At 41.5% G+C, this 25,875-nt stretch carries 24 protein-coding genes and 3 pseudogenes; 10 read left to right on the top strand and 17 right to left on the bottom strand.

Annotated elements, in window-relative coordinates:
* Positions 1-106: 106 nt before the first annotated feature.
* The 11 genes and pseudogenes from O4M77_RS03670 to O4M77_RS03620 form a co-directional block, all read right to left on the bottom strand.
* Positions 107-1,024, bottom strand: a complete 918-nt coding sequence (locus O4M77_RS03670) for a LysR family transcriptional regulator (RefSeq protein WP_323713848.1) — start codon at positions 1,022-1,024, stop codon at positions 107-109.
* Between the two features lie 274 nt (positions 1,025-1,298).
* Positions 1,299-2,460, bottom strand: a pseudogene (gene ampC / locus O4M77_RS03665) (class C beta-lactamase).
* 344 nt (positions 2,461-2,804) lie between these two features.
* Entirely contained in the window at positions 2,805-3,275 is a 471-nt protein-coding gene (locus O4M77_RS03660) for an IS5/IS1182 family transposase (protein ID WP_004783171.1), read from the bottom strand.
* The gene (locus tag O4M77_RS03655) at positions 3,223-3,618 is read right to left on the bottom strand and encodes a transposase family protein (RefSeq protein WP_323713847.1); all 396 of its coding nucleotides are present in this window, start codon (positions 3,616-3,618) and stop codon (positions 3,223-3,225) included. The genes O4M77_RS03660 and O4M77_RS03655 overlap by 53 nt, the downstream gene beginning before the upstream one ends.
* A gap of 452 nt (positions 3,619-4,070) precedes the next feature.
* Positions 4,071-4,721, bottom strand: a complete 651-nt coding sequence (gene bioD / locus O4M77_RS03650) for a dethiobiotin synthase (protein WP_004783173.1) — start codon at positions 4,719-4,721, stop codon at positions 4,071-4,073.
* Positions 4,718-5,470, bottom strand: a complete 753-nt coding sequence (bioC, locus tag O4M77_RS03645; protein ID WP_004783174.1) for a malonyl-ACP O-methyltransferase BioC — start codon at positions 5,468-5,470, stop codon at positions 4,718-4,720. The genes bioD and bioC overlap by 4 nt, the downstream gene beginning before the upstream one ends.
* A complete protein-coding gene (locus O4M77_RS03640; RefSeq protein ID WP_004783177.1) occupies positions 5,467-6,636 on the bottom strand; it encodes an 8-amino-7-oxononanoate synthase in 1,170 nt (389 codons plus the stop codon). Before O4M77_RS03640 ends, bioC begins: the two co-directional genes overlap by 4 nt.
* The gene (bioA, locus tag O4M77_RS03635) at positions 6,633-7,913 is read right to left on the bottom strand and encodes an adenosylmethionine--8-amino-7-oxononanoate transaminase (protein ID WP_034589968.1); all 1,281 of its coding nucleotides are present in this window, start codon (positions 7,911-7,913) and stop codon (positions 6,633-6,635) included. Before bioA ends, O4M77_RS03640 begins: the two co-directional genes overlap by 4 nt.
* A gap of 87 nt (positions 7,914-8,000) precedes the next feature.
* On the bottom strand, positions 8,001-8,723 hold the full coding sequence (locus O4M77_RS03630) for an alpha/beta hydrolase (protein ID WP_262737715.1): 723 nt from the start codon (positions 8,721-8,723) through the stop codon (positions 8,001-8,003).
* An 87-nt stretch (positions 8,724-8,810) separates the two neighbouring features.
* Complete coding sequence (bioB, locus tag O4M77_RS03625; protein WP_034590041.1) at positions 8,811-9,800, bottom strand: biotin synthase BioB; 990 nt, start codon at positions 9,798-9,800, stop codon at positions 8,811-8,813.
* Between the two features lie 505 nt (positions 9,801-10,305).
* Positions 10,306-10,788, bottom strand: coding sequence for a VOC family protein (locus tag O4M77_RS03620; protein WP_004783184.1), 483 nt, complete (start codon positions 10,786-10,788; stop codon positions 10,306-10,308).
* Between the two features lie 274 nt (positions 10,789-11,062).
* On the opposite strand from O4M77_RS03620, the pseudogene O4M77_RS15910 reads away from it, so the two are divergent.
* The 4 genes and pseudogenes from O4M77_RS15910 to O4M77_RS03605 all read left to right on the top strand — a co-directional run.
* Positions 11,063-11,219 (top strand): annotated as a pseudogene (locus tag O4M77_RS15910) (MFS transporter); the annotation flags it as partial.
* 504 nt (positions 11,220-11,723) lie between these two features.
* Entirely contained in the window at positions 11,724-12,785 is a 1,062-nt protein-coding gene (gene hppD, locus O4M77_RS03615) for a 4-hydroxyphenylpyruvate dioxygenase (RefSeq protein ID WP_159123271.1), read from the top strand.
* 170 nt (positions 12,786-12,955) lie between these two features.
* Positions 12,956-14,356, top strand: a complete 1,401-nt coding sequence (locus tag O4M77_RS03610; RefSeq protein ID WP_004783189.1) for an amino acid permease — start codon at positions 12,956-12,958, stop codon at positions 14,354-14,356.
* A gap of 29 nt (positions 14,357-14,385) precedes the next feature.
* Positions 14,386-15,612 (top strand): aromatic amino acid transaminase, encoded by a 1,227-nt coding sequence (locus O4M77_RS03605; RefSeq protein ID WP_004783190.1) that lies wholly within the window; start codon positions 14,386-14,388, stop codon positions 15,610-15,612.
* A 350-nt stretch (positions 15,613-15,962) separates the two neighbouring features.
* On the opposite strand, the gene O4M77_RS03600 is transcribed toward O4M77_RS03605, so the two are convergent.
* A complete protein-coding gene (locus O4M77_RS03600; RefSeq protein ID WP_004783196.1) occupies positions 15,963-16,394 on the bottom strand; it encodes a hypothetical protein in 432 nt (143 codons plus the stop codon).
* A 187-nt stretch (positions 16,395-16,581) separates the two neighbouring features.
* Between O4M77_RS03600 and O4M77_RS03595 the strand changes: the two genes are divergently transcribed.
* Positions 16,582-17,529, top strand: coding sequence for an IS30 family transposase (locus O4M77_RS03595; protein WP_323713846.1), 948 nt, complete (start codon positions 16,582-16,584; stop codon positions 17,527-17,529).
* A gap of 257 nt (positions 17,530-17,786) precedes the next feature.
* Here the strand turns inward: O4M77_RS03595 and O4M77_RS03590 are convergent, their stop codons facing one another.
* Positions 17,787-18,608, bottom strand: a complete 822-nt coding sequence (locus O4M77_RS03590) for an IclR family transcriptional regulator (protein ID WP_051065369.1) — start codon at positions 18,606-18,608, stop codon at positions 17,787-17,789.
* 188 nt (positions 18,609-18,796) lie between these two features.
* Between O4M77_RS03590 and fahA the strand changes: the two genes are divergently transcribed.
* Genes fahA through O4M77_RS03565 form a run of 5 tightly spaced genes read left to right on the top strand, consistent with a single transcriptional unit; the run spans position 18,797 to position 22,708 of the window.
* On the top strand, positions 18,797-20,080 hold the full coding sequence (fahA, locus tag O4M77_RS03585; RefSeq protein WP_323713845.1) for a fumarylacetoacetase: 1,284 nt from the start codon (positions 18,797-18,799) through the stop codon (positions 20,078-20,080).
* Positions 20,081-20,100: 20 nt separating this feature from the next.
* Positions 20,101-20,739, top strand: coding sequence for a maleylacetoacetate isomerase (gene maiA / locus O4M77_RS03580; RefSeq protein ID WP_323714086.1), 639 nt, complete (start codon positions 20,101-20,103; stop codon positions 20,737-20,739).
* A gap of 20 nt (positions 20,740-20,759) precedes the next feature.
* Positions 20,760-21,335, top strand: coding sequence for a VOC family protein (locus O4M77_RS03575; RefSeq protein WP_004783206.1), 576 nt, complete (start codon positions 20,760-20,762; stop codon positions 21,333-21,335).
* A 21-nt stretch (positions 21,336-21,356) separates the two neighbouring features.
* A complete protein-coding gene (locus tag O4M77_RS03570) occupies positions 21,357-22,058 on the top strand; it encodes a CoA transferase subunit A (protein ID WP_323713844.1) in 702 nt (233 codons plus the stop codon).
* A 2-nt stretch (positions 22,059-22,060) separates the two neighbouring features.
* Positions 22,061-22,708 carry a CoA transferase subunit B gene (locus O4M77_RS03565; RefSeq protein WP_323713843.1) on the top strand — a complete coding sequence of 216 codons (648 nt, stop codon included), beginning with the start codon at positions 22,061-22,063 and terminating at the stop codon, positions 22,706-22,708.
* Positions 22,709-22,713: 5 nt separating this feature from the next.
* On the opposite strand, the pseudogene O4M77_RS03560 reads toward O4M77_RS03565, so the two are convergent.
* The 4 genes and pseudogenes from O4M77_RS03560 to O4M77_RS03545 form a co-directional block, all read right to left on the bottom strand.
* A pseudogene (locus O4M77_RS03560) lies at positions 22,714-22,986 on the bottom strand (IS982 family transposase); the annotation flags it as partial.
* Positions 22,987-23,469: 483 nt separating this feature from the next.
* Positions 23,470-24,387, bottom strand: a complete 918-nt coding sequence (locus O4M77_RS03555) for a LysR family transcriptional regulator (RefSeq protein WP_166137893.1) — start codon at positions 24,385-24,387, stop codon at positions 23,470-23,472.
* A gap of 83 nt (positions 24,388-24,470) precedes the next feature.
* Positions 24,471-25,271 (bottom strand): sulfite exporter TauE/SafE family protein, encoded by an 801-nt coding sequence (locus O4M77_RS03550; RefSeq protein ID WP_166137896.1) that lies wholly within the window; start codon positions 25,269-25,271, stop codon positions 24,471-24,473.
* 43 nt (positions 25,272-25,314) lie between these two features.
* On the bottom strand, positions 25,315-25,809 hold the full coding sequence (locus O4M77_RS03545) for a flavin reductase family protein (RefSeq protein ID WP_166137898.1): 495 nt from the start codon (positions 25,807-25,809) through the stop codon (positions 25,315-25,317).
* Between the last annotated feature and the right edge of the window lie 66 nt (positions 25,810-25,875).

Genomic DNA, 25,875 nt, shown 5'->3' with positions numbered 1-25,875 from the left:
ATTAAGATAAGCCTGTTTTAGAATTGTATATTTATTGATCTAATTGGCCGAGAGCATCATCTGAAAGAATATTTTTAAAGAGTCGAGAAGAAACCTTAATCACCCCTTAATCATAATATGTGGTTCTCTTTTTAGAGAATCGGTCAAGCTGCTTTAAAAATCCTTCGAAATAATCTTTCTGCTTTTCTTCAGTTCGATAACCTGCATATAAAGTCCGACGTAATCCTTTAGGTGCTACACACTCCAAACGGCATGAAGTCACCCAGCCCTTTTGTTCATATTCATTCACTACCCAATCTGGCAAGGCTGCAATTCCCCGACCACTGGCAACCAGCTGAATTAACATTTGAGTTAAGTCGGTGGTTCGAATCTGTTTCGGTAAAATATTCGCTGGAATAAACAGATGTGACATGATGTCCAGACGGTGCTTATCCACTGGATAAGTAATCAGTGTTTCTTCCGCCAATTCCTGGACGCTAATACTTTGGGAACGCACTAAAGGATGGGTATTAGAAAGAACCAGACGCGATTCATATTCAAAAATCGGGAAATACTCTATGCCCTTTAGTTCAATCGGATCGGCGGTAATAAGTAGATCGAATTCCCCAGTTTGTAACAGTTCATGCGGATTGGCCTCAAAGCCAGAAGCGAAATCCAAATCTACATCTGGATATTGAATACGATATTGATTCAGTAAAGGCATCAACCAGTCGAAACAGCTATGGCATTCGGAAGAAAAAATGATCCGTCCTGTCTGCCCATGCACAATGCGAATGATATCACTCTGTGCAACATGGACTTGAGGCAAAATATCATCTGCCAGCTTCAGTAAGCGCTGCCCGACATTGGAAAAACTGACCGGGCGACTACGGCGATTGACGATTTCGACTCCGAACCATTGATCTAATTCACGAAGCTGATGGGATAAAGCTGAAGGCGTGAGACAAAGATCTCCTGCTGCTGCAACCAGTGAACCATGTTCCCGTAACGCGACTAAGGTTTTTAAATGACGAAGTTCTAACATGAATGACCTGAAATCTATCTAATCTGATTCAATCTTAATTAAATAAGCTTACCCTATTTTGAACTTTAATATTATTAAATTTCATTTTAAAATTTATAGGATGAATTTTTCTCAACCAGTAAAATCTACCACTCTTATCGATACAAAATAAAAACCTCCGAAATTAGGAGGCTTTTACTTCAGTTAGAGTTTAAGAATCAACCTCTTTTCAAAAGAAGGAAATACCCTAGCTCAAAAATCATGAGACATTTCCTTCTACTCAGGCTTAATAAACTTAACTGTTTTTTATGGACTGAAAGACTTGATAGGCTGCCTTAATTCGCTCTGCATTGGGAATTTTTTTATTCATCATCATCACCAGTCCAAAATTTTCTTCCGGAATAAACAGCACATAGGTTCCAAAGCCATTGGTTGAACCAGTTTTATGAAAAACTTGTGATTTTTCCTGAACAGTATTTTTGACTACCCGATTTGCTTGCATCACGACTTTTTCAGAATTACTTTCCAGCAAAATATCGAGCGTCGTCGGATATGAAAAGTTCTCCCAACCGAGTGCTTGGGTCATTTTTCCAAGCTTAAAATATCCATGATGAGTTTCCAGAAGCGCTTGTTTAATATCAGTCTTGTTCTTTTTCGGATTCAGATTGGCATCTAATAATTTCAGCATATCGGGAAGTGTAGATTTCACTCCATAGGCCTGGGCATCCAAAGCTCCCGGGGTTACTCGCACCGGATGATTGTTCTGATCATAACCAAAAGCATAATGAACCCTTTGTGCTTTCGGAACATTAATATAGGTATTCTTTAAATTGAGTTTTGGAAAAATCGTCTGTTCCAGCAATACGCTAAAAGGAACATTCATTGATCTTGCACTTAACTCACCAAATAAGCCAATACTGGGATTTGAATATTGCCGATATTGGCCAGGCGGATGCTTAACCTGCCAATCTTGGAAATACTCTAAAACTTGCTGTTCTGTCTTAACCTGATCCGGAAATTGCAAAGGTAAATTGCCACTCGTATAAGTGGCTAATTCCAGCAAACTGACTTTGTTGATTTCTGAATTCTTTAAATCAGGCCAATACTTAGCTGGATGATCATTAAAAGAAAGCTTGGCTCTGACTCTTGGCATAGCCCCCTGCAATGCCCGTAAAAATTTTACTTACAGAACCTAATTCAAAAATTGTTTGCCGATTTACAGCTTTATGGTCGATATGAGATTGCAGGCCATAATAGTATTCATGATTTTTTCCCTGATAAATCACCCCGACTGCCATTCCCAATACATCATATTGTTGCATGAGCGGCTTGAATGACTGATCAATAGCAGCCTTAATATAATTTCCCTTTGTGTCATCTGCATTTGCCTGAACGCTCCATCCTATAGCCAAGGCAATGATTCCTGCCTTAAATCCTTTCACAGTACTTAAAACCATTCTTATTTTTTATCCCATTTAAGAAAGTGGTTATCTTCTCACTTATTTCCCCACTCATCCTTAATAGATTCTTTATTTCTCTTTCTATTAATTAGTGAATTCAATTTCTGAACTATTCAATCTCTCTTGTCTATAAGTTGCTCCCTCATAGAGGACATATAGTCCTTCCAAGCTTTCTCCATTTTTTTATAAAAATGGTAGAATTGCCATACCTATAAAATTTGAAAATAAAATATAAGAGTTAAATAAAAATAAGCTAAATTTAGCTATATCTCTAAACTTAAGCTTTTATTTTATTGACTAAAAAATTATTAAATCGAATTTCAATAGACCTCTTTCATAAATCATTTTTTGCTCAGTTCCAAGTTGTAGATTCCAGCGATTAAATTGAATCTCAAACCAAGCCTTTTACCTCTATTTCGATAACGCTCAGCAAGGATTTTGAAGGTTTTCAGGCTGCCAAATACATGCTCAATTCCGATTCTTCTTTTATTGATTTCTTGATTATAGATTTTCAATTCAGGATCCAATTTACAGTGTCTTTTGGCTTTTAATGGCAACAGGCTATTCGGATACAACACATAAATCCCCTGATAGCCTTTATCTGCAGGGATAAAAGCCCCAAAAGGAATCTGGTTTAAATTGCGTTTGAACAACTCGAAATCATGCACTGCACCACGACTCGTACATAAACTCAGAATTTGCTGAGTTTTGTAGTGAATCATGGCCTGTACTTTAAAGGTATGGGTCTTTTTCTTGCCGCTATAGCTTTTCTTCTGTTTTTTTAGGCCTTTGGATTGGAATTTCCGTGGCATCCACGATTACAACATTCCAGTCGATGCCTTCGCCCTCGGGTAAATCTTTGGGTAAATTAAACAGATTGGACCGAATCAGGCAGTCTTCAACATGACGGACAATTCTTGAGGCTGTGGGCTCTGAAACCCCGTAACTCGTCGCAACGTGAAATAAGGTTCGGTATTCCCGCCAATAGCTCAGACAGAGCAGGACCTGATCCTCCAGGCTTAACTTGGGCAGTCTGCCTTTGGCAGAGACATGCTTCTGCAATTGCTCAACCATCAAATAGAAAGTTGACCATGAGATGCCTGTGTATCGCTTGAACTGAGGATCAGAAAGCTTCTTTGAATCGATGTATTTCATCCGCAGATTATGCATGAATATTTAAAATTCTTCGGTACAAATAATCAGCAAGAGACTGTTTGTTTTTTGATTTATGAAAGAGGCCTATTCTTAATTTTTATAGATTTTTGAATATAAGAAATTAATTTTCATGTTCCAGAGCTTATTCATCTCAGGAAAAGCACAACCGCATACTTTGAACAGGAATGCGCCGAGCCACAAAAATAATATCTAAATTGAGAATTTCATCTTGTTACAGTAGCAGGATCAGACAGAGAGCTACGCTTCAACTTAAAATATTTTCTGGCAGAAAAAAGTTTAGCTGAATGACCACCCTGTCCGGATCAGGCTGGCTTTTGTTGCAATACGCTATAAATTTCACATTCTCGATAGCTCAATTCCGGTCAACAGAAACTGTTTCAGATGAATTTTCTTTATTGCATAGCGCCATACTACCAGGCTAAAACAGAAATTCAGATTTCCTGAAATACCGGAATATCTAGCCACTGTGCATTTGGAAAATCCTTTTGCAAACATTGCTGCAGATACTGAATAGTATCCTGTGCAATGACTGCATCCTGAGCATCATCGGCATGGTTAAATGCCAGCGCATACAGCTCAATCTTACGCTGCTTGAGCAGTTCCAGACTGAGCAGAGTGTGGTTGATACTGCCAAGACGACCTGAGGTCACCAGAATAACAGGAAACTGCTGTGCGGCAATATAGTCTACGGTGAGCAGGTCTTCTGTTAGTGGTACCATCAGGCCACCTGCTCCTTCCAGCAGAACACGGTCAAACTGTGCGGCCAGTTGCTGTGTAGCCTGTTCAATTTTTTGAAAATCTACTGGACGCTGGTCCAAACGTGCTGCCAGATGGGGCGATGCCGGATAGCTATAAATTTCCGGCATAGTCAGCTTTTGCTGATCTTCTGGCAGCAAGCCGCAGCCCATAATCTTGCGATGCTGTTCGATATCTTCAGACAGATCAGTGTTGCCAGTCTGGATCAACTTCTGGGTGATAGTACGAATGCCCTGCGCATTCCAGATTTTGGCCAGAAAACCGGTGGCATAGGTCTTGCCAATACCGGTATCTATACCGCTGACAAAATAGATGTTTGCGTTCATGGGTGCTTCCGTGCAATGAGATAAATCGGGTGATAGGTCAAAGGATACTTCTGGCTATCTGATAGCTGGAATTTTTGATATCGCTCATAAAAAAGCTGTAAGGAAGATTTGCTCCAGCGGAAACCCTCTGCCGTTGCCTGTACGCCGGTGGCTTTGATATGTTTCAGTACCTCGCGAGGATGTTCAAACTCCAGAATCAGATGCTGTTCCTCCTGCATCAGGACCTCAAAACCACAAGATTCCAGCAGTTCAACCATTTGTGGAGGTGAGCGATATTCCAGCCCCTGTCCAGTTAGTACCTTAATTTCTTTTAAATTATCCTGTGCATAGCTGGCAAAGCAGAACAAACCAGAGGGATTTAAAGCCTGATAAATTTTCACAAATAAAGCGTCCAGATGCTGCACCCATTGCAAGGCAGAACAGGACACCACCAGATCCAGCGATTGTGGCAGTGGCAAAGTTTCAATATTGCCAATTCCCCAGTAAATCCGGCCATCTTCCTCAAAATGCTGTTTAACTTCTGGATAAAGGTCATTTAAAAACAACTGGTCGAAACTGTAATGCTGCATCAGCTGGCGGGTAAACAGACCTGAACCACAGCCAATTTCCAGGATACGCTGTAAATTTACCGGAATATGCGCTTGCATATACTGGACCAGTTCCATTGCTACCCGACGCTGGGCAATAGCATGCTGTTCATAGCTAGACTGTGCCTGAGCAAAGCGCTGCGCGACCTGATCAGTTTTCATCGTGGCAACTCCTGCAGAGCATCCTGCAACTGTTGCAACTGTGCCGGACTGACCTGCTGATGTAAACAGATTCGCAATCTGGAAGTGTTTTTAGGTACAGTCGGTGGACGTACTGGCAGGACATAAAAACCTTTTTGCTGTACATATTCTGCTGCAGCGACGGTTTTAGCTGCATCGCCAATAATTACCGGTACAATTTGAGAACTGGATGGACAGACATAACCCAAGGCCTGAATGCCCTGATGACAGCGACTGGCCAGACTGGCAAGCTGTTGGCGCTCTTCCCTCATTGCTTGCATTTTCTGGAAAATAAAATGCGTCCAGACCATACAGATTGGGGGCTGTGCAGTACTAAAAATTAGCGGACGCATGCTGTTGATCAGATATTCACGAATGAGCGGATGACAGACCAGATAGCCACCGACTGAAGCCAGCGCCTTGCCAAAAGTCCCGACCAGCAGGTCAATCTGGTCTATGACCTGATACTCCTCAGCACAACCCAGCCCGTGTTCACCACGCACACCAATGGCATGGGCTTCATCCACATACAGCATAACCTTATCAAATTGCTGTTTGAGTGCCACTAATGCACCGAGATCCGTTTCATCACCATCCATACTAAAAATGGATTCAGTGACGACAATGATGCGCTGAATATTTTCATCTGCCTGATACTTTACTAAAAGCTGCTGTAGATGTTCCAGATCATTGTGCCGGTAGCGTACATAGCTGGCATTGGATAAACGGATACCATCAATGATGCTGGCATGTACCAGCTTGTCGGCAATAATAACGGTCTTGCTATCCGCCAATGCTGGCAGAATCCCGATATTCATATGATAGCCGCTATTAAATAACAGCACCGAACGACCAAAAGCCTGCGCCATGCTGGTCTCCAGCTGTTCATAGGCCGGGAAATTTCCAGTCAGCAGGCGCGAAGAACTGGCACTCATCTGTCGTTCAGCAAGCGGTGTCAGATCAAAAAACTCTTCCCGCAGCTGCAGATCGGCCGCCAGACCAAGATAGTCATTGGATGCCAGATTCAGCATCTCAATTCCATTCAGCTGAAGATAAGGCTGGCTGGAAATCCCCTGCTTAAACTGGCGATACTGGCCCTGCTGTTTCAAATCATCCAGTTGCTGCTGAAAATATTCCAGATGCTTCATGCTGTTGCTCCCATTGCCTGAATCATCTCGCACATATGCACCAGTAAAGTTTTAAGTTGTTCAGCAGAAATCACAAATGGTGGCATCACATAGACCAACCGACCAAAGGGACGAATCCATACGCCACGGCGTACACATTCTGCCTGGAAGCTAGCCAGATCAACAGATTGCTGTAACTCCACGACTCCAATCGCGCCAAGTACGCGGATATCCGCAACCTGCGGCAAGGCATTTAATGGCTGTAAATGGTCTTTTAATACTTGTTCAATCTGTTGCACTCTTGCCTGCCAGTCCTGTGACAATAAAAGCTGGGTGCTTTTGAGTGCCACTGCACAGGCCAGTGGATTCGCCATAAAGGTCGGGCCATGCATAAATACGCCTGCTTCACCACTGGAAATGGTTTCTGCGACATGCGCAGTCGTCAGTGTGGCTGACAAAGTCATATAACCGCTAGTCAGCGCCTTGCCCAGACACATGATATCCGGGCTAACACCCGCATGTTCACAGGCAAACAGTTTGCCGCTCCGACCAAAACCAGTCGCGATTTCATCCAGAATTAACAGAATATTGTAACGATCACACAGCTGACGTACCTGGCGCAGGTATTCTGGATGATACAGGCGCATACCACCTGCTCCCTGCACAATCGGTTCAATGATCATGGCTGCAATCTGTTCATGCTTTTCTGCTAACAATTGTTCCAGTGGCTGGATATCATCAGCTTGCCATTCCCCATCAAAGCGGCTTTGTGGTGCCGGAACAAAATAACGGTTTGGCAGACTGGAACCAAAAATCTGGTGCATACCCGTGACCGGATCGCAGACTGACATGGCATTCCAGGTATCGCCATGATAGCCAGAACGTGTAGTCACAAAATTGCTTTTCTGTGCCTGACCACGGGCATGCCAGTATTGCACCGCCATTTTCAAAGCCACTTCCACAGCAACCGAACCGGAATCGGCATAGAAAATCCGATCCAGTGGCTCTGGAGTAATCTCAATCAGCAATTTAGCCAGATCAATCGCCGGCTGATGGGTCAGGCCACCAAACATGACATGGGACATGGATTGCAACTGGGTCTGCACCGCCTGATTCAGCTCTGGATGGTTATAACCATGGATCGTGCACCACCAGGACGACATCCCGTCAATCAGCTGTGTGCCATCTTCCAGTTCAATTACAGCACCATGTGCCGCCCTCACCTTGTAACAAGGCAAAGGATGAGTCATGGAAGTATATGGATGCCAGATATGCTGCTGATCAAAAGAATCGTGCACGGAAAATAACCTAAACAATAGCGCTGTCCTGATCTTAACGGTTTAATTCTGAAATGAACATCTAGCTGACCTTTAGCATTTTTCTGATTAACTAAGTTTTTGTAAAAATTGCAAGATTGGCTCAATGACCAAACTGGTATCGAACAGGATAGCATCGTGCGCAGCTGAAATTTTTACCAAGTTCAGATGATCTGCATTGAAATGTGCAATATTTTGTATAACTTTGTAGGGAACTAACATATCGTTCTCAGAATTTATAAATAGCATCTTGCCAGGATAGCTTTTTAAGATATCTACCAAATTTAATTGTTCTAAAAGATAGAGATGAGAATGCTGATAGGATAAATCAATATTTACCAATTGCTCTTGTAAATGTTTCGCTCGTTCTCGTGGTGCTACTGAACCTAAAGTAACCAGTGCACAGAAACGTTTTAGAGCCTGTTGAGGTTGTAACATCACCGCATGCTTAAATTGCTCATACTGCACTTTGGGCATAGCATGAGGCCAGTTTTCTTGTGCCACAAAGCAGGGGTTTGACATACAGGCAATTACAGGTTTGGTGACTTGTATCTGCTGATAGATTGCATTAGCCAATAATAAAGCTAATTGTCCACCAAGTGACCAGCCAATCAGTACATCTTTATCAGCTGCAACCTGTACTTTTTCTGCCAGTATTGCTGCATTATTCGGATCAAAGATATCCCAGACTTCGATCTGATGCTGTGGCATTAACTGCTCTTCTAGCTGCTGTACAAATTCATTCAGTACCTGAGTCCCCAGTCCCCAGCCGCTGATGAGCAGAATTTTCATCAATCTTGTTCCCTATTTTTTGTCATCTATTCAATAAAAAAGGGACCAATCTCTTTCGGAATGATCCCTGATATACAGCTGCAAAATTTAAGCAGGCTGCATGGCATCCATAGCAAGCTCACGGCCGGTTTTCTTCGGTGTTTCAGCTTTTAGTCCTAGTTTGGCAAACAGGGCTTTGTCCTTGCCTTCACCACTATTCGGTGCAGTCAGTAATTTATCACCTGAGAACAGTGAGTTAGCACCTGCCATGAATGCCAGGGCCTGATCGGAATCAGATAGAGATTCACGGCCTGCAGACAGACGGATATAGCTTTTTGGCATGATGATACGTGCTACGGCAATCGTCCGGATCCAGTCAATCACATCCAGTTTTTCTACATCGGCGAGCGGTGTTCCTTCGATTGGCACCAGCATATTAATTGGCACCGATTCTGGGTGAATTGGCATGGTCGCCAGTTCAAATAATAATCCCACACGGTCCTGTTTACCTTCACCCAAGCCGACAATCCCGCCACTACATACATTAATTCCAGCTGAACGAACATGGTCTAAAGTATTTAAGCGATCGTCAAAAGTTCGGGTGCTAATGACATTCGCGTAGTATTCACGCGAAGTGTCGAGGTTATGATTGTAATAATCCAGTCCAGCATCTTTTAAACGTTCTGCCTGGGAGGCATTCAACATACCTAAGGTCATGCAGGTTTCCATACCCAGCTTTTTTACTTCTTGGATCAACTCCAGTACATAAGGCATATCGCGCTCGTGCGGATTCCGCCATGCTGCGCCCATACAGAAACGGGTCGATCCTGATTCTTTCGCCTGCTTTGCTTCAGCAATGGCTTTTTGTACCTCTACTCTTTTTTCAATTTCCAGATCAGTATCGTAATGGGCAGACTGGGAACAGTATTTACAGTCTTCCGGACAACGACCGGTTTTAATAGAGAGCAAGGTGCTGACCTGTACGGTATTGGCATCAAAATGCTCACGGTGAATTTGCTGTGCCTGAAATAGCAGATCCATCAGTGGTTGATCATAAAGTGCCTGAATCTCGTCACGCGTCCAGTCATTGCGAATCATAGTCTCAACATCAATGTTAAAAAAGAATGCAGAAATAATACGCGGTTTTTTAAAAAATGGTTTAGCCTTTTCTATCAAAATTTGAAGGAATGGCGCTAATTTATAAGCTGAGCTTTTCAATCAATTACAATTTTATGCTGCAAGATTTTATGATTTAAGCTGCTTTAATCCTTATTATTTATATATAAAAATTATAAATAAAATTCTCAATTTCTGTCTTGATAAAGATTAATAATGAATTTGCAACTTACTCACTATCAAGCTCCCAAAAGCCAGTAAAACCAAGCTTATGGCAGAAAATTTAGAGCCCTTGGCTCTAAAAATCCAAGGGCTTTTTTATAAAAGTATTGTTTAACTCAAGCTGACAATTCATTAAAGTTTAAATCTGAGTCGGTACAAATAAAAAGCGCGAGATTTTTAAAATTTAGCTCAATCTATGTCTATTCATAAAGTGACTCGCTTCATCGGAAACATCAGATATATAAGCTGTATCAGTCCACATAACTTAACCACGAACCGCTGCCTGAATTATTGCTACATCAATTTTCTTCATTTTAAGCATGGCATCAAATACCCTTTTTGCTACTGCAGGATCTGAACTGTAAGATGCTTCAAGTAAAGCCATTGGGATAATCTGCCAGGAAATTCCCCATTTATCCTTACACCAGCCGCATTCACTTTCTTGCCCACTATTGTTCACAATCGCATTCCAGTATCGGTCCGTTTCTTCCTGATCTTGTGTGGCCACTTGAAAGGAAAAAGCTTCATTATGCTTAAATTCTGGTCCACCATTTAAACCAATACATGGAATACCCAATACCGTAAAATTGACTGTAATGACATCTCCCTCTTTTCCTGACGGATAATCTCCAGGCGCAAGGACTATTGCTCCTACTGACGAGTCTGGAAAGGTTTCTGCATAAAAGCGTGCAGCCTCTTCAGCATCGTGATCGTACCAAAGGCAAATGGTATTTTTTGCAATATTCATGATCTCACCTCTACTTAGAGATTAAGAGATGACGCATTTGTTTAACCCTGCTTTACGCTTTTGAGTGGCTAAACAAATTTATCTATGCGTTCTATATTCGACCTAAGCTGGCAAAAGGCCAGTTTCTTTGTTGTGTTTTTATTCTTCGAATTGTAATAGCAGGTATTTCTTGATCTGCTGCAGATTTTATAAAATGCTTTGTAGCTGTTATAAGCCACTAAAATGTCTATAAAATTGTCGATGTCCAAGTCGAAAATATGCCTTTTTTTCATTTGCACTGATTACAGACTGCTACTTTAAAAATACCTTAATGGTCGGAAACTCCATTTCTATCGTCAATGCGATGGCTGGGGTAATTGGTGTTTTCCTAATGTATAAAGGCTGCCAGTATCTATCGTGAAAGTATAGAAGTGGAAAAACTGACAGATTAAATTCCTTCCCCACAGTAAGGCCCTCAATCATTTAAGGGTTTTTTCTTTCTTTGTGAAAAATCAATTTAAAACCAAGGTCTGGATATTTCAATTTTTCAGGTTCTTTTCCTAAAAACCTGAGCTCAGCAAGCCTTGCAAAATAGCTCGTTCAAGACGACTTAGCCTTACAAAAAGCTACATTTCCAGTGCGTTAATTTCCTGGAATTATCTAAAAAATATTTTTTATGAATAACATTAATTTATGTTATAAATTAACCCCATATTTTACTAAATTATTTATTACGTAATTAAATTACGTATTGAATAATATTCAAGATCCAGTATGATGAGTTAAATTCCTTCTTTTTCTTGTGTGCATCAGGAATCGATGCAGTTCAGCAAGTCAAAGAAGTCAGGCAAACGGATTTGTCTTCTCAATATAAAACGGCAGTGATACCTCCGTAGAGCCTGAACAGACAGTAAAAGATGAGCAATAGGATTGCTTCTAAAAAATGAGGATGTTGTATGAATGAATTAGCCAATCCATTAGAACTATGTGGATTCGAATTTATTGAATTTGTATCTGAAGATGGCCAGCTGGATCCTGTTTTCCAAGCCATCGGATTCACTAAAGTGGCGAAGCATAAATCGAAAAATGTCTATTTATGGCGCCAGGGCAATATTAATATCATTCTGAATTATCAGCCTGAATCATATGCAGCCTATTTCTATAAAGAGCACGGTCCTTCTGCTTGCGCAATGGGCTTCCGTACCAAGAATGCGGCAAAAGCTTTTCAAAAGGCGATCGAAATCGGCGCAGAACCGATTTACAGCAAAGTCGGCCCTATGGAACTTAACATCCCTGCGATTAAAGGAATCGGTGGTTCTCCAATCTTCCTGGTCGATTGTGACATTTACCAAAATGATTTTATCTTCTTTGATAATGTTCCATCGCGTCCAGTCGGCACTGGCCTGAATGAAATCGATCATTTAACGCATAATGTTTATAAAGGTCGTATGCAGTACTGGGCAGATTTCTATGAAAAGATTTTCAACTTCCAGGAAATCCGCTACTTCGATATTAAAGGCGAATACACTGGCCTGACTTCTAAGGCACTAACAGCACCAGATGGCAAGATCCGTATTCCACTGAATGAAGATTCAGACAAAGGTAATGGCCAGATCGCTGAGTTCCTGAACGAATTCAATGGAGAAGGCATTCAGCACATTGCCTTTATCTGTGATGACCTGCTTGAAACTTGGGACAAGCTGAAAGCTTTAGGCACCAAGTTCATGACGCCACCGCCAAGCACTTATTATGAAATGCTGGATGAACGTCTGCCAAATCATGGTGAGCCAGCGGATGAGCTGCAAAAACGCGGCATTCTGCTCGATGGCAATACCAAAGATGGTAACAAACGCCTGCTATTACAGATTTTCTCTGAAAATATGATTGGCCCAGTGTTCTTTGAGTTTATCCAGCGCAAAGACGATGATGGTTTCGGTGAAGGTAACTTTAAGGCCTTATTTGAATCAATCGAACGTGATCAGATCAAACGTGGTGTTTTAGACATTTCTAAAGCCTGACCTTTTTAAAACCATACCGGTGTCTATGTAGTCTCATATGCATCGGTATGGTTGCCTCTGTTTCAACGTATACGCTCGTATAACACTTAAGATTCTGCATCGATGACGGCATAAAAATAATAAAGCACATCATAGTTCAGCGCTTAATCTCACATGGATGATGAATAAAAATGCAGCATATTGAACAAGGAAACCTGAAAAAAGGTTTAAGTAACCGGCATATTCAGCTCATCGCACTCGGTGGTTCAATTGGCACCGGACTGTTTCTTGGAATTTCACAAACGATCAAGCTTGCCGGGCCTTCCGTTATTTTAGGTTATGCCATTGCAGGCTTGATTGCCTTCTTAATGATGCGCCAGCTCGGTGAAATGATTGTCCATGAACCTGTGAGTGGTTCTTTTAGTCATTTTGCTTATAAATACTGGGGCAAGTTTGCCGGATTTATGTCGGGCTGGAATTACTGGGTGCTGAATATTCTGGTCTGTATGGCCGAATTAAGTGCCGTCGGTCTTTATATCCATTACTGGTGGCCAGAAATTCCGACCTGGGTCTCTGCCCTCGGCTTCTTCATTTTCATCAATATCATTAATTTGCTTCACGTGAAATTATTCGGTGAAATGGAGTTCTGGCTGGCGATCATTAAAGTTGGTGCAATTATTGCCATGATTGCGTTCGGCAGTTATCTGCTTGCCAGTGGTAGCGGCCATAGCCAGTCCAGTCTGGAAAATTTATGGCAACTCGGCGGCTTCTTCCCGAATGGAATCATGGGCCTGATTATGGCGATGGCCATGATCATGTTTGCTTTTGGCGGCATTGAGCTGGTTGGGATCGCAGCCGCTGAAACCGATAATCCGAAAAAGACTTTGCCTAAAGCAGTCAACCAGATTGTCTACCGTGTCCTGTTATTTTATATCCTGAGTCTGGTAGTGATTTTATCACTTTACCCTTGGAACATGATGGCGCAAGGTGGTAGTCCATTTGTGATGATTTTTGATTCTCTCGGCAGTCAGACAGTTGCCGGAGTTTTGAATTTCGTGGTGTTAACCGCGGCGGTTTCAGTATATAACAGTACTAACTACTGTACCAGCCGTATGCTGTTAGGTTTAGCCCAGCAAGGTAATGCGCCGAAGTTCTTAAGCAAAATTAATCAGCGTGGCATCCCTGTGAATGCGGTGATGGTTTCAGCATTTTTCACCTTGATGTGCGTTTTATTAAATTATCTGGTGCCGGAAAAAGCCTTTAGCATGCTGATGATGCTGGTAGTTGCTGCCATCGTGATTAACTGGCTTGTTATTTCCTATACCCATTTGAAATTCAAGACATCCATGAATCGTACGCAGACCAAAACCGATTTTCCAAGTGTGGCTTATCCATTCACCAACTATTTATGTATCGCATTTATGGGCGGTATTCTGCTGATTATGAGCAGTACCCCGGATATGCGTGTTGCTGTCATCATGATTCCGGTCTGGATTGGTATTCTCTTAGTTGCCTACTTCTTTAAGCGCAAACAGGAATCTCAGACTGCAATATTAGACAACAGCAAAATTAGCACCTTACCAGAAGCGTAATCGCATATTGATTAGATTAGGATAGATTCATGTTTCAACATATTGATACTTATGCCGGTGATCCGATTCTCTCTTTAATGGAAGAATTCAACAAAGATCAGCGTAATAACAAAGTCAACTTAAGCATCGGCCTATATTACAACGAAGACAATATTGTGCCGCAGCTAGACTCAGTGCAGAAAGCCTATACTTATCTAACCCCTGACTATAATAAAGTTCGTGTTTACTTACCGATGGATGGACTGAACAGCTTTAACCAGGCTGCACAGGAATTAATTTTTGGAACTTCCGGTCCTGCCCGTGAGCAAGGCCGTGTGGTCACAATTCAGACTTTGGGTGGCTCAGGTGCACTAAAAGTCGGCGCTGACTTTTTAAAGAAATATTTTCCAGAATCTGAAATCTGGGTGAGCCAGCCGACTTGGGAAAACCATATTGCGATCTTTAATGGCGCTGGTATTCAAACCCATTTCTATCCTTATTATGATGCAGAGACCAATGCCGTTAATGTCCCGGCGATGCTGGATTGCTTAAAACAGCTGCCCGCTCAAAGTATTGTGTTATTACATCCATGTTGTCATAACCCGACTGGGGCAGACTTACAGCCACATGAATGGGATCAGGTCATTGAAGTCTTGAAATCCCAATCCTTAATTCCCTTCCTGGATATGGCTTATCAAGGTTTTGGTCAGGGTCTGGAACAGGATGCCTATGCCATTCGTGCACTTGATCAAGCCGGTATGAACTTTATCGTCAGTCATTCATTTTCCAAAATCTTCTCTTTATATGGGGAACGTATTGGTAGCTTAAGTTTTGTCTGTGATGACGCTACAAGCGCACAAAATGTTTTAGGCCAGTTAAAAGCTACTGTTCGCCGGATTTATTCAAGTCCAGCGGCCAATGGTGCCCTATTGGTGAGCCAGGTGTTAAATGATCCTGAACTATTTAAACAATGGCAAACTGAAGTTGAAGAAATGCGCCAGCGTATTTTACGCATGCGTGGCTTACTCAAAGAAAAATTATCTCAGGCATTGCCAGAACTTGATTTCAGTTACCTGACCCAGCAACAAGGCATGTTCAGCTATACCGGCTTAACTGCTGAACAGGTCGATCTGTTAAAACAGCATTATGGTATTTATCTGGTCCGTAGTGGCCGGATGTGTACAGCAGGCCTGAACCTCAGCAATATTGATTATGTTGCCGAGTCGATGGCTGCAGTGATCAAAATGCAAAATGAAGCAGAACCACTGATCGCTTAGAAATAATTAAGTTGTTAGAAGCCTTCTAGCTTGAGTGCTCGAAGGCTTTTTTTATAAATGGCACTTTGATCTTTTTAAATAAAAATAGAGTCAGGTCATGTTCTTGGGCAAAATCCGTAACCACTTGGATATCTATTCTTATTTCATCTGGATACTTTTTGATTTGGAATTAATGAGATTGTATGAAACCGTGGGACATTACTTCTTTATTATTCGTGAAACATAAAAAATCATAAAAAAAGCCCAATCTAAGATGATCGAGCTTCTTATCACAATTTAAATATATGATTTATATAAATAAAAATAATTAAGTATAACGTGTATTATGTTAATTTTAGGAGATCTTAAGATTATTCTCCAATCAATTTCATATCCTTTTCATCCCACCAATGTTGAGCATAGATTTCAGGATTACTTGTAAGTATCTCATTCAAAATATCAGCTACAAATGTTAGTTGCTCTGATATATCAATTTTCTTAAAAAATCCTTTCTTAATTATTGGCCTGCAAGGATCTATGAAAACCCAAAAACCATTTTCATACTCTTGATAATGATTACATCCAACCCAAATACCTTTAAATTTTTCGTCCGCTAAGGGTATTAAATATCCCCAATCCTCATTTATGAAATCTGATACATTTAAGCCATACTTAGGAAGTTCTTCTGATAAGTATTTTGCTAATGTATGTCCCCAAATTTGTCTGTCCCACTCTTCTTTCTCTTCAGAGGTTGGAGGAAAGTTATCAGATCGAAACTCTATATGTGTTTTTAATAAGGTCATAATTTTTATTCTTTAATATTGAATTATAAAAATAAAAGTTATTATAAAAATTGTCTATATTGCGACATAATTTTTAATTTTTTAAAAACTTGGATTCTCAAATGAAGTGCAACAGAGATTAAATTATTGGAAGGAAGCAAGATGAGCTAGCATTTTGCTTCCGACCGACCAAAGTCAAAGTTGCATCATGAACTATACTCATCTTACTCAAGAAGAAAGATATCAGATTTCCACATTGTTACGTGAAGGTTTTTCTAAACGTTATATCGCCTGGAGGCTAAATCGCTCACCTTCCACTATTTCCAGAGAAATAGCACGCAATCGGGCAAGGAATGGTTATTTCGCTCAACATGCCCATAAATTAGCTCGCAGACGGCATTGTCCTAATCCCAAAAGAATCCCTTATGATACTTGGGTACAAGTCATAGCTTATCTTGATCTCCAATGGAGTCCCGAACAGATTGCTTCTCATGTTTCAGTCAGTCTGCATTCCATATACAGGTTTATACAGCAGGATAAAAGCAGAGGTGGTGTGCTCTTCCACAACTTACGTTTCAGAAATCAAAGAAAGAGAAAATATGGCTCTATTGAAACTCGTGGTCAACTGACAAACCGCAAAAGTATCCATGATCGACCTGCTGAGATTGAGCAGCGCTCTCGCTTTGGTGATTTGGAAATAGATACGATAGTTGGCAAGAACCACCAACAATCCCTGGTTTCAATTGTAGATCGGAAGACAGGTTATCTTTGGCTGAAAAAGTGCAGCACGCGCAAGGCTGAGGAAGTTTGCCAGGCTACGATCAGATTATTGGAACCCATCAAAGCGCATCTAAAAACAATTACCGCGGACAATGGTAAAGAGTTCAGCCTGCATGAGTATGCTGCTCAGGAATTAGATATAGATTGGTATTTCGCTGATCCCTATAGCGCCTGGCAGCGTGGAACAAATGAAAATACGAATGGATTGATCAGACAATATATTAGAAAAGGCAGTGACTTGAATGACTATACGGATTCATATATTGCAGAAATTACTCAACGCTTGAATCATCGTCCAAGAAAAAGACTCGGCTTTAAAAGTCCGAGTCAGGTATTATGGCAACAACATGGTGTTGCACTTCAAATGCTAATCTAAGAAATAAATGAGTTAAACCAAATTGATACTTTAATTTAAAATAAAGGCTGTTATACAAACTCTAAAGCATCTAAGAGGTAAGAGCCTCTGTTCAACTCTTCTCTTTCGTATCCATTAAAATAAGAATTCTAGTTTTCATAATTAAGCCACCTTTTTAATTTCTCTCTAACGATCAAAAGTTAGATATAAAAAAGATCCAGTACCTCAATCAGGTCTGGACCTATGTAATGACTATAAATTATATGTAAAATAAAGTGTTAGACAGCCACTTGTGGATTAAACAAGGCATCAATCTGTTGCTGAATCCCGAGCAGATAATCAATAGCCTGTTGCATCTGGTCTGCTGGCAACTGGTCTTCGGTGCCAATACAGGTAATAACATGATCAAGCTGTCGGCTGAAGTTATATACCGGAATCGCCACCGCATGGATGCCTGCCATCATATCACCGGTTACTGAAGCATAGCCCTGTTGCAGGATTTTCTCTTTAAGTTGCAAGAATTCTTCCCAGTTCGCAGGATATTGACCTGCTTTCGCGCTACTCGCCCACTCTTTTTCCAGCAGAGGCTTGATGATGTATTCTGGCTGGAGGCAAGCATGTAAACGACCAGTTGCCGATTTTAGCAAAGGCATACGCGAGCCGACCCGGGTAATAATATTAAATACATGATTGGATTCAAGCGACTGAACCACGACAGCACCATCGGCGAACCATTTGCTGACATGAATACTGCAATTTAAATGCTGCTGAATCTGCGTAATATATTTTTGGGTTAATTCCAGCATATCGGTACGCTTTAAGGCATTAACGCCAAATGCGTGAGCACGCTCACCCAGGCTATATCGCCCGTCACTGAGCTGCTGGGCATAACCTTTACGTATCAGACTGACCACATAACGATGCACTTTTGCAGGATGCATGGACAGGACTTCCGACAGCTCTTTTAACATCATCGGTGCATTATGTTCAGTCAATGCATCGAGTACAGTTAATCCTACTTCTAGAGACTGCACCCCTCCCTGTAATTTTTCTTCCTCAACGCTCATCGTTTCATCCTGCATATACGCATTAATTTTCATGGCTCTATAAAACCATTGTACTACCGAAATCAAAAATCTTGTTCGGCCAAATCTGATTCCAGATTCAGATCATAGCCGCATATTAACAAATTTACATTATACATAATCAAATTATTTATTGCGTAATTTAAAAATATAAGTATGATTCTGTATAGAACTTAAATTTTCCATGGAAAGGATTCATATTTATGACGACGCGTTTAAAGTCATTTATCGACATCGCTCCTGATTCAGATTTCCCTTTAGAAAACTTGCCTTATGGTATTTTCAGTAATGAGCAAAACACCCAACCACGTGCTGGGGTGGCACTTGGAGAATGGGTGGTTGATCTAGCAGCATTGGAAGCAAAGGGTTATTTAAAGCTGGAACAAGATCAGCAATTTTTTAATCAGCCAACTTTGAATAGTTTTATTGAGTCGGGTAAAGCCAACTGGTCTAAAGTACGTACGGAATTACAAAAGCTACTGTCAGCGGATCATGCCGAATTACGTGACAATAAAGAGCTACGTGATCTGGTTTTCTTGAAACAGTCAGATGTCAAAATGCATCTACCGGTGCATATCCCAGGCTATACCGATTTCTATTCATCCAAAGAACATGCCACTAATGTCGGCTGTATGTTCCGTGATCCGAAAAATGCATTGTTAGCAAACTGGTCAGAACTTCCAGTCGGTTATAACGGCCGTGCCAGCTCCGTGATTGTTAGCGGGACAGAAATCGTGCGTCCATCAGGACAGATCAAATTACCGGATTCTGATCGTCCAGTATTTTCAGCATGTCGCAAGCTCGACTTCGAACTGGAAACCGGCTTTATCATCGGCAAGCCAAATAACTTAGGCGAACCTATTGCGATTGAAAATGCCTGGGATCATATTTTTGGCATGGTGCTATTCAATGACTGGTCCGCACGTGATCTGCAACAATGGGAATATGTACCGCTAGGCCCGTTTAATGCCAAGACTTTTGCCTCTTCGATCTCGCCATGGATCGTAACCATGGAAGCGCTTGAACCGTTTAAAATCAGTTCACCTGTTCAGGAGCCAAAACCTCTGGCTTATCTGCGTGAAGATAACAGCAGTAATAGTTATGACATCAATCTGTCGGTTGAAATCCAGCCTGAAAATTCAGACCAGGCTGATGTGATCTGTGAAACTAACTTCAAATATATGTACTGGTCCATGGCACAGCAGTTGGCTCATCACACGATTGCCGGCTGTAATGTTCAGGTCGGTGATCTGATGGGTTCAGGCACAATTTCCGGTCCTACACCTAATTCTTATGGTTCATTGCTGGAAATTACCTGGAATGCTACCAAGCCACTGACGTTGTCGAATGGTGAACAGCGCACATTCATTCAGGACGGCGATACCGTGATCATGAAAGGTCATTGTGAAAAAGATGGCCTGCGTATCGGTTTTGGTGTTGTGAGCGGCAAAATCCTGCCGGCGATTGATTTCGGTTTTACTGAATAGTCCGGGGTGAAATCATGACCATGCAACTGTATACCTATTTTCGTAGTTCAGCCGCTTACCGGGTTCGTATTGCGCTCAACCTGAAAGGACTCGAAGCAGAACATATCCCGGTTCATCTGGTGAACAATGGCGGCGAACAGCATAGTGAAACATTTCGTCAGGTCAATCCAGGTGAACTGGTCCCTGCCTTAATTGAAGATGATTTCACACTGACCCAGTCGCTCAGCATGATTGAATATCTGGAAGAAAAATTTCCGGAAACTCCCCTGTTACCCAAGGATTTGCAACAGCGTGCGCTGATTCGGGCCTTTAGTCTGAATATTGCCTGTGACATTCATCCACTCAACAACCTACGTGTACTTCAGTACCTCAGTAAAATCCTGAATGCCAGCGACGAACAGAAAACTGAATGGTACAGACACTGGGTCGTCACCGGCTTAAAAGCGCTTGAAGCTCAATTAACGCATTCAAATGGCCAATTCTGTTTTGGAGATCAGCCTAGCCTTGCAGATTGCTGTTTGATTCCACAGGTATATAACGCCAAACGTTTCAACATCGATCTTTCGGATTTTCCGAAAATTGAATCGATTTATGAACATTGCAATTCACTGGACGCATTTCAAAAAGCTGCACCTGAAGCGCAGCCCGATGCAGCATAAGAACATATAAGGATATAACTATGACCATTCAAATCGAAAAAATTCACCATGTCGCCTACCGCTGTAAAGATGCCAAAGAAACCGTGGAATGGTATAAAAAAAACCTGAACATGGACTTTATTCTGGCTTTTGCTGAGGATCATGTCCCGTCTACCAAGGCTTTCGACCCATATATGCACCTGTTTTTAGATGCAGGCAATGGCAATGTATTAGCTTTCTTTGAATTGCCCACCCAACCGGAAATGGGCCGCGATGAAAACACCCCGAAATGGGTGCAGCATATTGCCTTAAAAGTGAAAGATCGTCAGGCACTGGTTCAGGCCAAAGAGCATCTGGAAGCCAATGGCGTAGATGTACTGGGCATTACTAATCACGGCATTTTCCATTCAATTTACTTCTTCGACCCAAATGGTCACCGTCTGGAGCTGGCTTATGATGATGAAAAAGCACCTCAGAAAATCGCCATGATTACTGAAGAAATGAAATATGACATGCTGGAACAATGGAGCAAAACCAAACGCGCGCCTTCACATACCCACTTCCTGCATGCGGATGAATTAGACCATAGCGCTCGCGAAGCCAAGATGGACGCTTGAATTTTAAGAAAAGGATTTCTGATGAATAAAGTCGTTGCTAATGCGCAGGAAGCTTTAGCGGATATCGTGGCAGATCATCAAACGCTCGCCGTTGGTGGGTTTGGTTTATGCGGTATTCCTGAAGCACTCATTGAAGCTTTAAAAAATACTGGTGTGATTGGCCTGACCTGTATTTCCAATAATGCCGGTGTGGATGATTTTGGTTTGGGCAAATTGCTGCAAACTAAACAGATCAAAAAAATGATTTCTTCTTATGTCGGTGAGAACAAGGAATTTGAGCGCCAATATCTGAATGGTGAACTGGAAGTAGAGCTGACACCTCAAGGCACACTGGCAGAAAAATTACGTGCTGGCGGTGCTGGAATTCCTGCTTTCTACACTCAAACAGGTGTTGGCACATTGATTGCCGAAGGCAAAGAAGTCCGTGAATTTGATGGTAAAGAGTTTATTCTGGAAAAGTCATTAACCGCAGATGTGGCATTGGTTAAAGCCTATAAAGCGGATAAGGCCGGCAATTTGGTCTTCCGTAAAACTGCGCGTAATTTCAATCCTGAATGTGCCATGGCCGGTAAAATCACTGTGGCTGAAGTTGAACAGGTTGTAGAGATTGGTGAACTTGATCCGGATGATATTCATCTCCCTGGAATTTATGTAAACCGAATTGTTGTCAATGCTGCACCGGAAAAGCGCATTGAACAGATGACCTTAAAGGCAGGAGCATAATCATGGCCTGGACTCGAAATGAAATGGCTCAGCGTGCGGCACAGGAACTGGAAGATGGTTTCTATGTCAATCTCGGTATTGGTCTACCCACTCTAGTAGCTAACTATATTCCAGAAAATATCAATGTCTGGCTTCAATCTGAAAATGGCCTGCTAGGCATTGATGAATTCCCGACTGCAGAAACAGTTGATGCAGACCTGATCAATGCTGGTAAACAGACAGTCACTTCCCGAAAAGGTGCGGCTTTCTTCTCCAGCTCAGAATCCTTTGCCATGATCCGTGGTGGCCACGTGAATATCGCGATTTTAGGCGCAATGGAAGTTTCCGAAACAGGCGATCTGGCCAACTGGATGATTCCGGGCAAGAAAGTCAAAGGTATGGGCGGCGCCATGGATCTGGTGGCAGGTGTGCAGAAAGTCGTGGTGCTCATGGAGCATACGGCGAAAGACGGTTCACCGAAAATCGTTCCTCAATGTACCCTGCCGCTGACCGGTAAAGGTGTCGTCAATCGGATCATTACGGATCTCGGCGTTATGGATATTACTTCACGCGGAGTGGTTCTGGTAGAACTCGCTCAAGATGTCACACTGGACCAGATTAAAGCTGCGACTGGAGTTAAGCTGATTACAGATAGACTTAAGGCTGCCTGATTAAGATGTCTATTAATCAGATGAATCATCCGTTGGTAACAGGGTAAGCTTTTAAATAAATGATTTTTATCCTGTTTCAACCATGTGAAAAATGCTTTGAAATTAGTGAAATGAGAACATTTATACCAGATCGCGATAAAAGTGATTTCTGAGATACTCAAGTGAGCGGTTCGGACTCTGGAGAAACGACGACTTTGTTTAAGGAAATTCCAGTAGGTTGCTTCAAATTTAAGAAAGAAATCATCAATTACGCAAAATAATTCGGTACTATTAAACATCGGGACTAGAGTTTTAAGTTTTGTGTGGTAACTCAACTGATGGCTCTAGTCCTCTTATTTTTCAAGTCAATTTTTTATCCGCGATTCGGGTATGATTAATTAAATACTTTAAGTAATCAGCTAATATTAAAAAACTTTTTCATCTTAAACTGAATTTGGTAAACGCTTAAAATAAACATGTAGCCAATAAAAAAACCACTTATATAAGTGTCTGATTTATAACAAGAATTTTGGTGGGATGGCGGGAGTTGAACCCGCTAAAGCTTAACTCTATCAAAATCTATCAAATATAATTGTTTGTATTTTCAATAATTTATATAATTTCATTTGATAGTTTTTGATAGGATTTAAAAAAAGTGTGGCAAAAAATGTGGCAATTATTTTTTACCCAATGTGAACCCAAATTTGATTTAGTGCATTGAATCATAAAACTATTATTGTCTAAATCCCCCTAGGATAATGCAATGATAAAGACTCAGAGAACTAACTGTAGTAAGAGATTCTTTTCTTTGAGAATCGCTCAAGCTGCTTTAAGAAACCATCAAAGTAATCTTTGTCTTTTTCATCCGTTCTAAAACCAGCATATAAGGTACGACGTAAACCTTCAGGTGCAACACAATTAAGACGTCGTGAAGTGACCCAACCTTTTTGCTCATATTCATTCACCACCCAATCAGGCAATGCGGCAATACCACGACCGCTAGCAACAAGTTGAATCAACATTTGGGTTAAATCTGTAGTTCGAATATTTTTCGGCTGAATATTTGCAGGAATAAATAGCTTCGACATGATATCTAAACGATGTTTATCCACTGGATATGTAATAAGCGTTTCTTCAGCTAACTCTTGAACAGTAATGTGTTCTGCACGCACCAATGGATGTGTTGTCGATAAGACAAGTCGAGACTCATACTCAAACACTGGAAAGTATTCAACACCTTTCAAAGCAATCGGATCTGCAGTAATCAATAAATCAAATTCGCCATTTTGCAATAACTCATGTGGATTTTCTTCAAATCCTGATGCAAAATCCAAATCGACATCGGGATATTGAATACGGTATTGATTGAGTAAGGGCATGAGCCAATCGAAACAACTATGGCATTCAGAAGAAAAAGTAATCCGACCAGTTTGCCCATGAATAATACGGGTAATGTCGCTTTGTGCAATTTGAACTTGTGGCAATACTTCATCGGCCAATTTCAATAGACGTAAGCCAACATTAGAGAAACTGATAGGACGTGTACGACGATTTACTACTTCTACACCAAACCATTGATCTAGCTCTCGCAACTGGTGAGATACAGCCGAAGGAGTCAGACATAGTTCACCTGCTGCTGCAACCAATGAACCGTGCTCTCTCAAGGCTGTCAGTGTTTTTAAATGTCGTATTTCTATCATGTAAATCCCAGACAATAACTATAATGTTAGAAAAGCCCACACTGAGTGAGCCTGTTCTTCATATCAAATTAATTGAATATCTCTTAACTCAACCCTTTAAACAGGAAAAAGCATCCAACGATACTCAACAATACCGAAAAACATTTTTTCAGCATTTGCGGTGATAAAGCATGTGCCGCTTTTGCACCCAACTTAGCTGTAAAGAAACTCATCAGGCTAATGCCTAAGAATGCGTAAGTATGTACATAGCCGATACTGTTAGGTACAGCAGCATGCGCTTTCACTCCAAAAAGCATAAAACCTAACGCACCTGCAATCGCGATGGGTAAACCACAGGCAGCGGATGTTCCCACTGCCTTTTGCATGACGACGCCATAACGGTTGAGATACGGGACGGTTAAACTGCCACCACCGATCCCAAAAATAGCTGAAGCCACTCCAATCACTGAACCTGCAGCAACCTGTTTACCGGTTGAAGGCAGTGTTCTACTTGAGTCCACGACCTTTTTAGCCCCCATGAACATAGTATATGCCACCCAAATCAAGAATAAACCAACGATGAGTTGAAGATGTATTCCTGAGAGCCATCCCGCAATCGCAGCTCCGGCAAAACAGCCAATCGCCATCGGTGGCGCCAGATTTTTAAATACCGGCCACATCACTGCACCATTTTTATGGTGTGCCATGAATGAACTGATTGATGTCACAACAATGGTGGCTAATGAGGTTCCTAATGCCAAATGCATGATCACATCAGGACTGTAGTCCATCTGAGTAAAAACAATAAAGAGTAATGGGACGATGATCGTTCCACCACCAACACCAAATAACCCTGCTGCAAAACCAGCAAAAGCACCGATGATTAAAAAGGTTATAAGTTCCACAATAGACTAACTTTTAAAAAGATGAAGGAATTAAGGCATTGGGTTAAACGTGTTCCAATTGACCCACTTGATGATAAGCACGGTTAAAATACACCAGACTTTCTTCTTGATCGCTTTGTTGAACTTTAAGAACACGACACATGAAAACACTGTGTGTACCGACTTGCTGAATATCTTGAATCTCACAGTCAAAACTGACCAAGGCATCTTTCAAAATAGGTGAACCAGTTTCCATCGTACTCCAATCACCGAGTTTGAAACGATCTTCTGAGCTGAATTTACTTGAAGCAAAAGCATTTGAAAGCTGTTCATGCTGAGTACTTAGTACGTTTACAGCCAAGACTTTATTTTCAACAAAATGGGCATGTGAACGGGAGGATTGATTCATACAGACTAATAACATTGGCGGTGTATCCGTCACGCTACATACGGCAGATGCAGTAAATCCATGCATACCTGTTTCACCCGAAGTCGTAATAACATTCACTGCTGTGGTGAGTAAAGACATTGCATTTCTAAAGTCTGTTGCTTCAATCATCTCTTTCATCTCAAATGTATAATCACGTGCTTTTGCTTAGAACAGGACAAATGATTCAGTCACCAT

It is taken from the genome of Acinetobacter sp. YWS30-1 (assembly GCF_033558715.1).
In the GTDB taxonomy this organism is placed as follows: domain Bacteria; phylum Pseudomonadota; class Gammaproteobacteria; order Pseudomonadales; family Moraxellaceae; genus Acinetobacter.
This window is presented reverse-complemented; position numbering and strand designations above follow the sequence as displayed.